Here is a 13,296-nt window from a genome sequence, read left to right on the forward strand (position 1 = left end):
GGCCCCGTGACCTCACCGTCCACATCGGACGGACTCGCCGCCGTGTTGTGGGACATGGACGGCACGCTCGTCGATTCGGAGAAACTGTGGGACGTCGCCCTCTACGAGGCGGCGGAATGGCTCGGCGGGACCCTGTCGGAGGAGCAGCGGATGACGCTGGTCGGGTCCAACATGGACGCGACCTCGACGTACCTGCTCGAAGTGACTGGCACCACGGTGACGCCGGAAAAGGTCGCGGAGACCAGCGAGTGGGTCCGCCGCCGCACCGCCGGGCTGTTCGACGACGCGCTGCCCTGGCGGCCGGGAGCGCGTGAAGCGCTGACGGCGCTCCGGGCCGCGGGCGTCCCGATGGCGCTGGTCACCTCGACCGAACGCGGCCTCACCGATCTGGCGCTGAACACGATCGGGCGGGAGTTCTTCGCGGTCACGGTGTGCGGGGACGAGGTCGACGGGCTGAACAAGCCGCATCCCCGGCCCTACCTCAAGGCCGCCGAGCTGCTCGGGGTGTCCCCGGCGCGGTGCGTGGCGGTGGAGGACTCGCCGCCGGGCACCGAATCGGCCGCCGCGGCGGGCTGCACCGTGCTCGTCGTGCCCAACGACGTCGAGGTCGAGCCGGGGGAGCGGCGGGTGTTCCGCGAGTCCCTCGTCGGGGTGGACGCGGCGACGCTCGCCGCCCTGCTGGCCTGAGCAGTGCCGCCGCTGTTCCGTCCGAAGTGGACGTTGTTTCGGCGGACGCCCGAGAAGCGCTGACGGGGTCCTTGGGGACGAAGCCACGTACGTGTCGCGTTTTCGCTAGCCCCGCGGCCGGGGCTCCGCGATGCTGGACGGGTGCATGAAGACTTCGAGCGGTGCGTACGGGCGGTGCAGGCGAAGGACGCGCGGTTCGACGGCTGGTTCTACACCGCGGTCACCACGACGCGGATCTACTGCCGTCCGAGCTGCCCCGTCGTGCCGCCGAAACCGGAGAACATGCGCTTCTACCCGAGCGCGGCGGCCGCGCAGCAGGCCGGTTTCCGCGCCTGCAAGCGGTGCCGCCCGGACGCCAGCCCCGGCTCTCCACAGTGGAACGAACGCGCCGACCTCGTCGCCAGGGCGATGCGTCTGATCGCGGACGGGGTGGTCGACACCGACGGCGTCGGCGGGCTCGCGGCCCGGCTCGGCTACAGCGTCCGCCAGATCGAGCGGCAGCTCATGGCCGAGCTCGGGGCGGGACCGCTGGCGCTGGCCAGGGCACAGCGCGCGCAGACCGCGCGGATGCTCATCGAGACGACCAAGCTGCCGATGGCGGAACTCGCGCTCGCGGCGGGGTTCGGCAGCATCCGGACGTTCAACGACACCGTGCGCGAGGTGTTCGCGCTGTCCCCGACCGAACTGCGCGGCCGTGCCCGCGGCCGCGCGCGGACGGACCGGTCGGCGGGGACGCTCGTGCTGCGGTTGCCCTATCGCGCGCCGCTGTTCCCGGACAACCTCTTCGGCCATCTGGTCGCCACGGCCGTCCCCGGCGTCGAGGAGTGGCGGGACGGCGCCTACCGCCGCACCCTGCGGCTGCCGCACGGGCACGGTGTGGTCGCCCTGCGCCCGGAGCGGGGCCACATCGGCTGCCGGCTCACCCTGACCGACCTGCGTGACCTCGCGACCGCGATCAGCCGCTGCCGCAGGCTGCTCGACCTCGACGCCGACCCGGTCGCGGTCGACGGCCAGCTCGCGCGGGACCCGCTGCTCGCCCCGCTCGTGGCCGCCGCGCCCGGCCGTCGCGTGCCGCGCACCGTGGACGGCGACGAGTTCGCCGTCCGGGCCGTGCTGGGCCAGCAGGTCTCGACGGCGGCGGCGCGGACGCACGCGGCCCGGCTGGTGGTCGCGCACGGCACCCCGGTCGAGGACCCCGAGGGCGGGCTCACCCACCTGTTCCCCGGCGCCGAAGCGCTGGCGGGTCTCGACCCGGAGACCCTCGCCATGCCGCGGAGCCGTCGCCGCACCCTGATCGCCTTGATCGACGCGCTGACCTTCGGCGGACTCGATCTCGGCGCGGGAAGTGACTGGGGGAAGGCGCGGGCGGCGCTGTCCGCCCTGCCCGGGTTCGGCCCGTGGACGGTCGAAAGCATCGCGATGCGCTCGCTGGGCGACCCCGACGCGTTCCTTCCGACCGACCTCGGCGTGAAGAACGCGGGTATGGCCCTCGGGATCGGCGGGTCGTCGGCGATGACCGCGCACGCGGCGGCCTGGCGCCCGTGGCGGGCCTATGCCACCCAGCACCTGTGGGCGACCGGTGACCATCCGATCAACGACCTGCCCGCCGCCTGATTTTTCTTACCCGGCAAGGAGAAAGCATGCGTTCCCACACCGTGGTCGACAGTCCGTTCGGCCCGCTGACCCTGGTCGCCGAGGGCGAGGCCCTCTGCGGCCTCTACATGGAAAGGCAACGTCACCGGCCCGAAGAGTCGACCTTCGGCGAGCCCGGCTCCGGTGCCGAGGTCTTCGCGCGGACCGAGGCGGAGCTGAAGGAGTACTTCGCCGGACAGCGCCACGAGTTCACCGTCCCGCTCTCCTTCGGCGGGACCCCGTTCCAGCGGCTGGTCTGGACGGCGCTGTGCGAGATCCCGTACGGCGAGACCCGGTCCTACGGCGAACTCGCCGACCTGCTCGGCAGGCCCACCGCGTCGCGTGCGGTGGGCCTGGCGAACGGGAAGAACCCGATCGGGATCATCGTGCCGTGCCACCGCGTCGTCGGCGCGAACGGCTCGCTCACCGGGTACGGCGGCGGGCTGGACCGCAAGCGCTACCTGCTCGACTTCGAACAGGAGCACGGCACGCTGTTCTGAGCCGCGCGGGCTCACCGGAGGACGTCGTACCGCAGGTGGGTGACGCCCGACCCCACCACGACCTCGGGCGCGCCAAGCAGGACGGGGGCGTTCGCCAGCTCGCCGAAGAGCGGGACTCCCTTGCCGAACACCACGGGAACCAGGTCGACACCGATCGTGTCGAGCAGCCCGGCTTCGAGGCACTGCCGTGCCATGGTGCCGCCGTTGACCCCGACCCACCGGTCCCCGGCAAGGGCCTTGGCGCGCTCGATCGCACTCGTCACCCCGTCGGTGACGAAGGTGAACGGCGTGTCCTCCCAGCCCGTCGGCGCTTCGTGCGTGACCACCACGACCGGGCGGCCGATCGGATGCGCTCCGCCCCAGCCGCCGGTGAGGTCGAACAGCCGCCGTCCGACGACGATGGCGCCGGTGTTGTCCCACTGATCACGCAGGTACTCGGCGTCGACCGCCGACATCCGCAAGGTGTGCCCGGGATTCGCGGTCGGGACCTCGACGTCACCGGCACCCAGCCAGCGGAAGAGGTGCTCGAAGCCGGTCTCGTCCGGGCCCGCGATGAAGCCGTCCAGTGACATGCTCGCGCCCGCGATCACCTTCGTCATCGGCCTGTTCCCTTCGTCTCCGGTGGGCCCTTCGCCCACCCTCTGACCAAAGGACGGTGCCACCCGCGCCCGCTCGACATCGGTGGCCGGATCTTTTTCACCAGGAAGGCGGTCCCTGGTCGATGCGGCGCAGGACCGGGGTGAGCCGGTGGACGTCCTCGCTGGTCTGCACCTGCCGTTCGTCCCACCAGGTCGCGCCCGCGCCGGCCAGCGGCGCGATCAGCTCGCCCGCCTCGGCCGCGCCGCCCGGAGTGGCGCCGCCGAGGACGATCTCGAACGGGGTATCCGGCTGGTCCGCGCGGTGTTCGCGGACGTAGCCGACCAGCTCCCTGACCTCGTCGAGATGCGGGATCCTGCCATGCCCGGCGGTCTTGAACAGGGGAACCACGCCGTCCCAGCGCGCGGCCCGGCGGAACGGGCGGCGGTTCGGCCAGATCCCCGCGAGCCACACCGGCGGGCGGGGGCGCTGCACCGGCGCGGGCAGCAGGGTGACGTCCTCGACCCGGTAGTGCCGCCCGCGATGGTTCACCTGCTCGCCCGACCAGTAACGCCGCAGCAGGTCCAGGCCCTCGTCGAGACGTTCGGCCAGCACGACCGGGTCGGTGGGCTCGCCGAAGCTGCCGAACTCGTCCGCGATCGGGCCGCCGAGCCCGGCGCCGAAGACGACCCGGCCACCGCTGAGGAAGTCCAGCGTGGCGACCTGCCGGGCCAGGTGCTCCGGCCGCCGCCCCGGCACCGGGGTGACCAGGGTGCCCAGCCGCAGCCGCGAGGTGGCCAGCGCCGCCGCGGTCAGCAGCATCCACGGGTCGCCGAAGGGCTGCCCCCGGCGCTCGCGCTTGTCGTGCACCACGTGGTCCCAGACGAACAGGGCGTCCCAGCCCGCCTGCTCGGCGGCCGCGGCGGTCGTCGCCACCGCTCTCGGATCGGCGAAGTCCCCGAAGTTCGGGATGTTGATCGAGAAGCGCATAAGGCCATGGTGCGGCACGGCGCCGGGCGGGCCAATCGAATTCGCCCCGGCCGTGGTCCGGTGGTGTGAGATCGGCGGCACGCCACCGGCCCGGAGCGACGGGGACCGGGCGGGGATGGAAGGATCTGCGGCGTGAAGACCTTCGATGAGCTGTTCGCCGAGCTTGCCGAGCGCGCGCGTACCCGTCCCGACGGTTCCGGCACCGTCGCCGCACTCGACGCGGGTGTCCACGCGCAGGGCAAGAAGGTGCTCGAAGAGGCGGGCGAGGTGTGGATCGCCGCCGAGCACGAGTCCGACGAGCGGCTCGCCGAGGAGGTCTCCCAGCTGCTTTACCGGGTGCAGGTGCTCATGCTCGGCCGGGGCCTCTCGACCGAGGACGTGTACCGCTACCTGTGACGCCGTCGCGCGCCGAATCCGAGGAGAAGCGAAATGCTGCGTGTTGCCGTGCCGAACAAGGGAGCCCTCGCCGCCGCCGCGGCCGAGATGCTCAGCGAGGCGGGGTACCGCAGGCGGCATGAGGCGCGGGACCTGACGGTGCTCGACACGGTCAACGACGTCGAGTTCTTCTTCCTACGCCCCAAGGACATCGCGATCTACGTCGGCTCCGGCGAGCTCGACCTCGGCATCACCGGCCGGGACCTCGCGCTGGACTCCGGCGCCCCGGTCGAGGAACTCCTCGGCCTGGGCTTCGGCGGCTCGACCTTCCGCTACGCCGCCCCGGCCGGGCGCGACTGGAAACCCGAGGACCTGCACGGGAAACGGCTCGCCACGTCCTATCCGCGCCTGGTCCGCGACGATCTCAAGCGCCACGGCGTGGAGGCCGAGGTCATCCGGCTCGACGGCGCGGTCGAGATCTCGATCCAGCTCGGGGTCGCCGACGCGATCGCCGACGTCGTCGAGTCGGGACGCTCGCTGCGCCAGCACAACCTCGTCGCGTTCGGCGACCCGATCTGCGTGTCCGAGGCCGTGCTGCTCCAGCGCCGGGATGCCACCGAGGCGAAGGCGAAGACGCAGCTGGCCGCGCGGCTGCGGGGCGTGGTGTTCGCCCAGCACTACATGATGCTGGACTACGACTGCCCCCGCTCCCTGCTCGACCGCGCGATCGCGATCACCCCCGGCCTGGAGTCGCCGACCGTGGCGCCGCTCGCCGACGCGGACTGGGTCGCGGTGCGGGCGATGGTGCCGCGCAAGGAGGTCAACCGGATCATGGACGAGCTGTCCGAGGCCGGGGCGAAGGCCGTACTGGCCTCGGACATCCGGTCCTGCCGGTTGTGAGGAGTTCGCCTCAGCGACAGAGCTGGGGCGAGATCGGCACCGTCCGGTCCTGGAAGGCCGCGACGCAGAGCCGATCGGTGAGCTGTTCCGGGAAGAACAGCACCCCGTCACTCCACGGCACCCCCGCCTGGACGAGGTGGTTGGCGTCCCACGCGTCGTAGTGGGACTCCGTCTGGCCGAGCCAGTGCCACCACCGTTGCAGCCGGATCGTGACCGGATGGGGCGCGGAGCAGGTGACGGTCCAGCGCGGCTGGAGGTTCACCGTGGCGGTGCAGTCGGCGGTCACCGGCGCGGCCGTGGCTGTGGCTGTGGCCGGGATGGTGACTGCGAGACCGGTCAGCGCGACGGTGGCGACTGTCCACTTTGTTCTGTTTGCGGTGTTCATCTCGCCAGTGTGCGGCGCCGGAGGGCGCTCGGGCACCGCTGGACGGAGCCGTCCGCACACGTCCCGGTGGCGTGCCGGGCTTCGGGAGAGCTTCCTCACGGCGTCGTCGTGCTTGACCTCCACCAATCTGGAGCTTCCAGGATGGTGGACATGAAGAACTACACACGGGAACAGCTGGCCGCGCAGCCGATCGGGTACTGGAGCGGCGCGGCGTGCCGGGCCGTGGTCGGCCGGATCCGCGCCGAACTGGCGACAGAGAACCTGACCCAGCCGCACTGGTGGACACTCAACCACGTCGCGGGAAATCCCGGCGGCTGGAACCGGGAGCGGCTGACCGCGCGCCTTTCCCCGTTCGACGATCAGGACACCGACTTCGCGGCGGTGTTCGACGACCTCGCCGGCCGGGGCTGGCTCGCCGAAGAAGGCGGAGCGCTGACGCTCACGGAGGCGGGGCGTGCCGGGCTCGCACGGGCCCGGGAGCGCACCGGCAAGGCACACGTCCAGACACATCTCGGCATCACCACCGACGAGTACGTCGCGGCACTGAACGTGCTGCGCCGGATGATCGAGAATCTCGGCGGTGACTCCGACCTGCCCTGATGAGCCGTTGGTCAGCGAGGGCGCTGGGGCTTCTTCGGCAGCAGGTCGTAGAGCTTCTTCCTGGCGCCGTTGTCGTTGTGGTTGCGGGCGACGGCGACCTCGGAGATGAAGTCCTCGAAGACGAACTCCTCCTCGGCGGGCTCGATCGGGCCGGGGTTGTGCGCGAGATACCCGTCGAGAGTCTCGGCGATTTCCCGGAACGACACCGCCTGAAGGGTTTCCGGCGCGTACGTCGTCACCGGCACGCCGTTGGCGGCGGCTTCGTTCATCACCACGCCGAGCGGGACGTGCGAGAGCATCGGGATACCGAAGTTGTACATCTCCTGCAGGGCCGCCGCGGCGTAGTGCGAGATCGGCCGCCGGTAGAGACCCGGGACCAGCCCGTACCACGCGATCGGCTGGCGCCCGACGGTCTGCTCGACGTAGCGGACCTGGTCGGCCAGCAGCCGCAGCGCGCGGATGCTGGTCTTGTCCGGCTGCACCGGCACCAGTATCCCGTGCGAGGCGGCGAGCGCGTTGTTGGTGAGCACGTCGAGCGCGGGCGGGCAGTCGATGATGACGTGGTCGTAGTTCGCGAACTGGATGACCCTGGCCAGCTGCCAGCCGGGCACCCGGAACTGGTCGAGCCGCCGGATCAGGTCGAACATCCCTGGCGAGGTCGGGATGACGTCGAACGCCCCGCCCCGGCCGAGATTGCTCCGCGGATGCGCGACGACGAGCTCCTCCAGCGGGCCCTTCCAGAGCTTGGTGAGCGCCTTGGCGAGGCTGGGCGCGTTCACCGGGACCTCGGACAGGCCGAGCATCTCGGTGGTGGCATGGCCCTGCGGGTCGAGGTCGACGAGCAGCACCCGGCGGCCCCGCTCCGCCAGCGCGGCCGCGGTGCCGACGCTCAGCGAGGTCTTGCCGACCCCGCCCTTCTGGTTGACCACCGAGGTGATCTGCATGCCGGAGCGCTCCTCTGGGTTTTGTTTCATAAGCGGCGGAGCCGCTTGCTGTGGGCCGTCAGCTCGCACCGCCGCGGGTTCTCAGGCGTCCTCTCGCGAGGACAGCGGCGACGTGGTGAATCGGCATTCACGAGGAGGCGATCCCGGAGCGAGAGGGCGTCTGAGATTCCGCTACCCGCACCGCCACGCAAGCCACTTTCACCACACTCCCTTGTCCGTCGTTCCGCGAAGGTTATTGGATCCGCCGCCCTCGCGCCCAGCTATTCACCTCCGGCCTGTCGCGGGCGGACCAGCAGCGCCTGCGCGCCGGTGGCGACCGGGCCGGAGCCGTCGTGCAGCGTACTAGTGGCGGTGCCGACCCCGTGGGGACCGACGGCGGTGGCCGCGTCCAGCCCGATCCAGTCCCCGGCGGGCGGACGGCGCACGTGCACGGTGAGTTCGGAGTTGATGAACCACCACCGGTCCAGTGGCAGGAAGTTCGACACGCCGTTGCCGGAGTCGGCCACCGCGAACAGGCGCTGCAGAGCGCTCGGCTGTTCCCCGTCGACCAGTGGGAGCCGCTGGCGCGCCCACACCGCCGCCGGGCCGGGCTCGGTCGTCCCGCCCCGCACCGAACGCCACTCCATCGCTTCGAGATAGCCGCCACGCCAGCCCGGCGGCCACGGCGCCTCGGGACAGTTCTCCGGCGGTGGTAACGGGACCTCGTCGCCGGTGGCGACCGCGGCGGTGTCCGAGGTCGCGATCCGCCAGGCGGACGCCCGCGCGATGACCCGGTCGCCCGCGGCGAGCTCCGCGCCGAGCAACTCGACCGAACGGCCCGGCCGGTCGAGCCACGACCGCACGGACAGCTCGGCCCCCACCGGCGCCGGACCGAGGATCTCGACGGTGACCCTGGCGAGCAGCCCGGGATGCTCACCCGTCTCGGCCGCTTCGAGCGCGCGCACGAGCAACGCCGACGGCGGGCCGAAGTGCTGGGCGTCGGGCGACCACGGCCCCGCCGTGTGCGGGGTCGCCAGCAGCCGCCCGTCGGGCAGCGGGAGATAGAACGCGTCCGCCACGGTCGTCAGTCCGCCCTGTCCAGCGGCGTCTCCTCGCCCGCGCCCGGCTCCGGCCACCCGGGGTAGGGCGGCGGGGTGCCACCGAACTCCGGGCAGTGCGCCTGATGGTCGCACCAGTTGCACAGCTTGCCGGGATTCGGCCGGAAGTCCCCCGTCCTGCCCGCCTTGAGAATGGCCTGCCAGATGGCTTCCAGCGTGCGTTCGAAGCGCAGCAGCTCGGCCTCGTCCGGTGTGTAGGCCAGCGACTGGCCGTCGGTGAGGTACATCAGCTTCAGCTGCCGCGGCACGACCCCGCGCAGCCGCCACAGCACCACCGCGTAGAACTTCATCTGGAACATCGCCTTGGCCTCGCCGATCTCACGCGGCGCGGCCCCGGTCTTGTAGTCGACCACCCGGATCTCCCCGGTCGGGGCGACGTCGACCCGGTCGACGTACCCCCGCAGCAGCACCCCGGACCCGAGCTCGATCTCCACGTGCAGCTCGCACGCCTCGGGTTCGAGCCGACGCGGGTCTTCGAGACCGAAGTAGGAGTCGATGAGCTTCTCGGCCGAGGCGAGCCAGTCCGCGGTGTCCTCCCCCTCGAACAGCTCCGTCCACTCCGGACGGTCGGCGGACAGTTCCGTCCACGCGGGAGCGAGCAGTTCCTTCGCCCGCGGCGGCAGCCGATCCGCGGCGGGCAGCGCGAACAGCCGCTCCAGCACCGAATGCACGAGCGTGCCCCGCAGCTGGGCCTTCGTGGGCACCTCCGGCAGCCGATCGACCGCCCGGAACCGGTAGAGCAGCGGGCACTGCTTGAAGTCGCTCGCCCGCGACGGCGACAGCGCGGGACGTCTGCGCGGCGCGGCACCGGCTGCGCTTGATGCCGCCGCCGGGTCAGGGAGTACGTCGGCTGCGTTTGATGCCGCCTCCGCGGGAGGGAGTACGTCGGCGGTGGTGACCGTCTCGGTGTCGGGCATGGGCAGAGCGTAGCGCCGGGCACCGACAGTCCCGGCGCGCGAAACGCACGGGTGCCGCGAGACGGTCACATGAGCGACACCACTCGTCCAGGTCGGACCCAGATCACCGCGCCCCCACACCACGGGCCTTACCCTGCGAGGTATGTCCGCGACCAGCCAGCACGGCGCAGGGCCCTCCCGTACCGCGACGCCGGAGGGTGGGCTCCGGCTGTTCCGGGTCGGGGGCGTGCCGGTGCTGCTGGCCCCCTCGTGGTGGATCGGCTCGCTGATCGTGGTCGTGCTGTACGCGCCGCTGGTCGGGCGGCTGCTGCCGGAGGCGACGACGCTGACCTCATGGCTGCTGGCCGCGGGGTTCGCCGTGCTGCTGGGACTGTCCGTGCTGGCGCACGAGCTCGGGCACACGGTCGTCGCGCTGCGCCTGGGGATCCCCGTCCGCCGGGTCCGCCTCTTCCTGCTCGGCGGGCTCGCGGAGGTCGCGCGGACCCCGCGACGGCCGGGGCAGGAGGGCCTCGTGGCGGCCGCCGGGCCGATCGTGTCGCTGCTGCTCGGCGGGTTCTGCGCGCTGCTGCTGTTCGCGGCCCCGGCCGGCCCGATCTGGCTGCTGGTCGCGGAATGCGCCGTCGCGAACCTCGCGGTCGGGCTGTTCAACCTGCTGCCCGGCCTGCCGCTCGACGGCGGGCGGCTGGTCCGCGCCGGCGTCTGGGCGGCGACCGGGACCAGGGCCAAGGGTACCCGCGCCGCGGTCGCCGGCGGCGCGCTCGTCGCCACCGCGCTGCTGGTCTGGGCGTTGTGGGGCCTGGCGCTCGGCAGCGAGGACCGCTGGCTGCGCCTCGGTGTCTGCGTGATCACCGCGTGGTTCGTGATCCTCGGCGCGCGCGCCGAGCTCGCGGCGGAGACGCGGCGCGGCTGGCCGGAGGGACTGGTGCTGACCGAACTGGTCCGCCCGGTGCTGCAACTGCCCGCGGAGAGCCCGGTCTCGGACGCGCTGGCGGCGTCGGCCGGCCGCGGGGTGGTGCTGGTCAGGGCGGACGGCGTCGCCGCGGGCCTGCTCGACGAGTCGGCCGCCGAACAGCTCGCCGGGACTTCCCCGCACGCGCCCGCCGAGCTCGCGGCCGAGCCGATCCGTGCCGAGACCGTGCTGCTCGCCTCGGAACCGGGGGAGGAGATCGCCGAGCGGGTCAGGGAAACCCCGGCCTGGCAGTTCCTGGTGGTCGACGACGAGGGCCGCCCGGCGGGCGTGCTGCGCAGGGAGGACCTGCGCGCCGCGCTGGGCCGCGGCAGACACCCGGCGTGACACCCGGGTCCGTTCGCGAAGGGACCACCTGCGAAGATCTCTCCTCGGTAATGCGGGGTGAGCGTGGAGGATCAGTTGTCGGTCAGCGGACCGTTTCGTGCAGGTGACCGGGTTCAGCTGACCGATTCGAAGGGGCGGCACTACACGATCACGCTCGCCGAAGGCGGGGAGTACCACACCCACCGGGGCGCGCTCGCGCACGACGAGCTGATCGGTATGCCCGAGGGCTCGGTCGTGACCTCGACGGGCGGCAGCGGCTACCTGGCGCTGCGGCCACTGCTGCCGGACTACGTGCTCTCGATGCCGCGCGGCGCCCAGGTCATCTACCCGAAGGACGCCGCCCAGATCGTCATGTGGGGCGACATCTTCCCCGGCGCGCGGGTGCTGGAGGCCGGCGCGGGCTCCGGCGCGCTGACCTGCTCGCTGCTGCGCGCGGTCGGCCCCGGCGGGCGGGTGTCCTCCTACGAGATCCGGGACGACCACGCCGAGCACGCCGAGCGGAACGTGGTCAAGTTCTTCGGGGAGAAGCCGGACAACTGGTCGCTCACGGTGGCCGACCTCGCCACGCACACCGGCGAGGTGGACCGGGTCGTGCTGGACATGCTGGCGCCGTGGGAACAACTGCCCAACGTCGCCGCGCACCTGGTCCCCGGCGGGGTGCTGACCGTCTACGTCGCGACGGTCACCCAGTTGTCCCGGGTCACGGAAGCCTTGCGGGAACAGCAGTGCTGGACCGAACCGGAGTCGTGGGAGACGCTGATGCGGCCGTGGCACGTCGTCGGCCTCGCCGTCCGCCCCGACCACCGGATGGTCGCGCACACGGCGTTCCTGCTCACCGCGCGCCGTCTCGCCGACGGCACGCAGTCGCCCCGCGTGCACCGCAGGCCGAGCAAGGGCTGATCACCCGGCGGGCGCGGTCAGCCGGGGACGCACCAGCGGCCGTCGATCCGGTGCAGCGGGAAAGGCGTGTTCTTGAGCCCGGCCGCGCCCTCCACGTGCACGACCACCGTCGCCGACTCACCGCGGATGTCCGGCGGTTTCGGGAGCGTCGCGGTGACCTCGCCCGCGGCGTCCCAGGTGCGCTGGAGCGCGGTCAGTGCCTCGGCGGTCTGCGGGCGGCAGGTGAGCTTGCCGTAGGCGGCCGAGTCGTGCCGGGTGATGGCGTCCGCGATGGCCTTGGCGACGACGTTCACCGCCGCCACGTCCGCGCCCGGCGGAGCGGGGGACTCCGTCGTCGGCGAGGGGACCGGTGACGGCCGCGGTTCGGGATCGGGTCCCGAGGGCGCGACGAGCAGCAGCCCGGCCACCGCCCCGGCGGCCACCGCGCCGAGCAGGACCGCTCCGGCGACCAGCTGGCGTTTCACCGCGGTGGCGGCCTCCTCATTTCTTGTCCGCCTTGACACTGGCCAGGCACCAGATACCGGACACCTTGTTCGCGGTGAACGTGCCGTCGACGATCTTGCCGGCGCTGACCGGCTGGGCCCGGTAGCGGGCGGTCGCGGTCTGCCCGTCCGGCGCGACGGTGGGCGGGGCGGACAGCTCGACCTGCACCTTCTCGACGTCGATCGGCTTGCCGGGGGTGGTGGCGCGGCAGACCCGTGTCTCCAGCGCCGTCCCGTCCCCGGCGCGGTAGTCGCCGAGGACGGCGTCGAAGAACTCCTGCGGGTCGGCCTTGCCGCCGGGGGCGGGGCCGGACGGCGACTTCGAACTCGAGGCGCTCGGCGAACTCGGCGTGCTCCCGCCGGGCATGGAGGACGGCGGGGGCGCGAGCTGGCTGTTGGAGGGTGGCGGCGCGGCGATCGGGTTCTTGTCGCCGCCGTTGAGGGCCAGGACGAGGGCGGTGACCCCGCCGCCGACGACGACCACCGCGCCGATCGCGATGCCCACGATGAGCCCGGTCTTCTTCTTGGCAGGCGGGGTTTCGCCGAACCCGGGTTCGGCGAAACCGCTCTGCGGGTACCCGCCGAAACCACCCTGCTGGCCGTAGGCCTCGCCGTATCCGGGCTGTTGCTGCCCGTACTGGTCCGGTTGCCCGAACTGCTGGGGCCCGCCGGGGTAGCCGGGCTGCGGCTGCGGGCCCGACTGCGGGTACCCGCCCTGCGGCGGCTGCCCGTAGGGCCCCTGCTGGCCGAACTGCGGCGTCCCGCCGGGATACGCGCCGGACTGCGGGGGACCGGACTGGGGGTAGCCGCCGTCGTACTGCTGCTGCCCGTAGGGATCGGGCTGCTGCCCGCCGTAGGGACCGGGCTGCTGGCCGCCGGGTTGCTGCGGCGGGTAGGTCATGAGAGGTCCCCCTGTTGCTTCTCGCCAAATGCCAGGCCACCGGTCCGGTGCGCGCCCGCCCGATGCTAGCCACCGTGCGCCCGTCGCGCCGCGCTAGGGCGGCGGAGATCGGTTTG

Annotated in this window: 16 protein-coding genes; 8 read left to right on the forward strand and 8 right to left on the reverse strand. The window is 72.5% G+C overall.

The window, feature by feature from the left end; genetic code table 11:
* Positions 1-6: 6 nt before the first annotated feature.
* From ABD987_RS14725 to ABD987_RS14735, 3 genes are all read left to right on the forward strand, one after another.
* A complete protein-coding gene (locus tag ABD987_RS14725; protein WP_345392300.1) occupies positions 7-687 on the forward strand; it encodes an HAD family hydrolase in 681 nt (226 codons plus the stop codon).
* 141 nt (positions 688-828) lie between these two features.
* Positions 829-2,301, forward strand: a complete 1,473-nt coding sequence (locus tag ABD987_RS14730) for an AlkA N-terminal domain-containing protein (protein WP_345392303.1) — start codon at positions 829-831, stop codon at positions 2,299-2,301.
* Between the two features lie 26 nt (positions 2,302-2,327).
* The gene (locus ABD987_RS14735) at positions 2,328-2,819 is read left to right on the forward strand and encodes a methylated-DNA--[protein]-cysteine S-methyltransferase (RefSeq protein ID WP_345392306.1); all 492 of its coding nucleotides are present in this window, start codon (positions 2,328-2,330) and stop codon (positions 2,817-2,819) included.
* 11 nt (positions 2,820-2,830) lie between these two features.
* Here ABD987_RS14735 and ABD987_RS14740 read toward each other — a convergent pair whose 3' ends face one another.
* Both ABD987_RS14740 and ABD987_RS14745 read right to left on the reverse strand, forming a co-directional pair.
* A complete protein-coding gene (locus ABD987_RS14740) occupies positions 2,831-3,418 on the reverse strand; it encodes a dihydrofolate reductase family protein (protein WP_345392309.1) in 588 nt (195 codons plus the stop codon).
* A 97-nt stretch (positions 3,419-3,515) separates the two neighbouring features.
* Positions 3,516-4,385, reverse strand: coding sequence for an LLM class flavin-dependent oxidoreductase (locus ABD987_RS14745; RefSeq protein WP_345392312.1), 870 nt, complete (start codon positions 4,383-4,385; stop codon positions 3,516-3,518).
* A 132-nt stretch (positions 4,386-4,517) separates the two neighbouring features.
* Here ABD987_RS14745 and ABD987_RS14750 point away from each other — a divergent pair, with 132 nt between their 5' ends.
* Positions 4,518-4,781, forward strand: coding sequence for a phosphoribosyl-ATP diphosphatase (locus ABD987_RS14750; RefSeq protein WP_345392315.1), 264 nt, complete (start codon positions 4,518-4,520; stop codon positions 4,779-4,781).
* 33 nt (positions 4,782-4,814) lie between these two features.
* On the forward strand, positions 4,815-5,660 hold the full coding sequence (hisG, locus tag ABD987_RS14755) for an ATP phosphoribosyltransferase (RefSeq protein WP_345392318.1): 846 nt from the start codon (positions 4,815-4,817) through the stop codon (positions 5,658-5,660).
* A 10-nt stretch (positions 5,661-5,670) separates the two neighbouring features.
* On the opposite strand, the gene ABD987_RS14760 is transcribed toward hisG, so the two are convergent.
* Positions 5,671-6,045: a hypothetical protein gene (locus ABD987_RS14760; protein WP_345392321.1), complete on the reverse strand. Its 375-nt coding sequence runs from the start codon at positions 6,043-6,045 to the stop codon at positions 5,671-5,673.
* 150 nt (positions 6,046-6,195) lie between these two features.
* On the opposite strand from ABD987_RS14760, the gene ABD987_RS14765 reads away from it, so the two are divergent.
* On the forward strand, positions 6,196-6,645 hold the full coding sequence (locus ABD987_RS14765; protein WP_345392324.1) for a MarR family transcriptional regulator: 450 nt from the start codon (positions 6,196-6,198) through the stop codon (positions 6,643-6,645).
* Positions 6,646-6,656: 11 nt separating this feature from the next.
* Here ABD987_RS14765 and ABD987_RS14770 read toward each other — a convergent pair whose 3' ends face one another.
* From ABD987_RS14770 to ABD987_RS14780, 3 genes are all read right to left on the reverse strand, one after another.
* Positions 6,657-7,589 carry a ParA family protein gene (locus ABD987_RS14770; RefSeq protein ID WP_345392328.1) on the reverse strand — a complete coding sequence of 311 codons (933 nt, stop codon included), beginning with the start codon at positions 7,587-7,589 and terminating at the stop codon, positions 6,657-6,659.
* Between the two features lie 260 nt (positions 7,590-7,849).
* Positions 7,850-8,647 (reverse strand): thioesterase family protein, encoded by a 798-nt coding sequence (locus tag ABD987_RS14775; RefSeq protein ID WP_345392331.1) that lies wholly within the window; start codon positions 8,645-8,647, stop codon positions 7,850-7,852.
* 5 nt (positions 8,648-8,652) lie between these two features.
* Positions 8,653-9,603, reverse strand: coding sequence for a RecB family exonuclease (locus ABD987_RS14780; RefSeq protein ID WP_345392334.1), 951 nt, complete (start codon positions 9,601-9,603; stop codon positions 8,653-8,655).
* Between the two features lie 142 nt (positions 9,604-9,745).
* On the opposite strand from ABD987_RS14780, the gene ABD987_RS14785 reads away from it, so the two are divergent.
* Positions 9,746-10,897: a M50 family metallopeptidase gene (locus tag ABD987_RS14785; protein ID WP_345392337.1), complete on the forward strand. Its 1,152-nt coding sequence runs from the start codon at positions 9,746-9,748 to the stop codon at positions 10,895-10,897.
* A 75-nt stretch (positions 10,898-10,972) separates the two neighbouring features.
* Complete coding sequence (locus tag ABD987_RS14790) at positions 10,973-11,797, forward strand: tRNA (adenine-N1)-methyltransferase (RefSeq protein WP_345393388.1); 825 nt, start codon at positions 10,973-10,975, stop codon at positions 11,795-11,797.
* 17 nt (positions 11,798-11,814) lie between these two features.
* Here the strand turns inward: ABD987_RS14790 and ABD987_RS14795 are convergent, their stop codons facing one another.
* Both ABD987_RS14795 and ABD987_RS14800 read right to left on the reverse strand, forming a co-directional pair.
* Complete coding sequence (locus tag ABD987_RS14795) at positions 11,815-12,261, reverse strand: hypothetical protein (protein WP_345392340.1); 447 nt, start codon at positions 12,259-12,261, stop codon at positions 11,815-11,817.
* 16 nt (positions 12,262-12,277) lie between these two features.
* A complete protein-coding gene (locus ABD987_RS14800) occupies positions 12,278-13,180 on the reverse strand; it encodes a hypothetical protein (protein WP_345392343.1) in 903 nt (300 codons plus the stop codon).
* Between the last annotated feature and the right edge of the window lie 116 nt (positions 13,181-13,296).

Source organism: Amycolatopsis samaneae, assembly GCF_039541975.1.
GTDB lineage: Bacteria > Actinomycetota > Actinomycetes > Mycobacteriales > Pseudonocardiaceae > Amycolatopsis > Amycolatopsis samaneae.

Bases quoted from the DNA above. Each gene is read 5' to 3' on its own strand.
- ABD987_RS14735 (WP_345392306.1), top strand. From the start codon at position 2,328: ATGCGTTCCCACACCGTGGTCGACAGTCCGTTCGGCCCGCTGACCCTG.
- ABD987_RS14740 (WP_345392309.1), bottom strand. From the start codon at position 3,418: ATGACGAAGGTGATCGCGGGCGCGAGCATGTCACTGGACGGCTTCATC.
- ABD987_RS14745 (WP_345392312.1), bottom strand. From the start codon at position 4,385: ATGCGCTTCTCGATCAACATCCCGAACTTCGGGGACTTCGCCGATCCG.
- hisG (WP_345392318.1), top strand. From the start codon at position 4,815: ATGCTGCGTGTTGCCGTGCCGAACAAGGGAGCCCTCGCCGCCGCCGCG.
- ABD987_RS14760 (WP_345392321.1), bottom strand. From the start codon at position 6,045: ATGAACACCGCAAACAGAACAAAGTGGACAGTCGCCACCGTCGCGCTG.
- ABD987_RS14765 (WP_345392324.1), top strand. From the start codon at position 6,196: ATGAAGAACTACACACGGGAACAGCTGGCCGCGCAGCCGATCGGGTAC.
- ABD987_RS14770 (WP_345392328.1), bottom strand. From the start codon at position 7,589: ATGCAGATCACCTCGGTGGTCAACCAGAAGGGCGGGGTCGGCAAGACC.
- ABD987_RS14780 (WP_345392334.1), bottom strand. From the start codon at position 9,603: ATGCCCGACACCGAGACGGTCACCACCGCCGACGTACTCCCTCCCGCG.
- ABD987_RS14785 (WP_345392337.1), top strand. From the start codon at position 9,746: ATGTCCGCGACCAGCCAGCACGGCGCAGGGCCCTCCCGTACCGCGACG.
- ABD987_RS14800 (WP_345392343.1), bottom strand. From the start codon at position 13,180: ATGACCTACCCGCCGCAGCAACCCGGCGGCCAGCAGCCCGGTCCCTAC.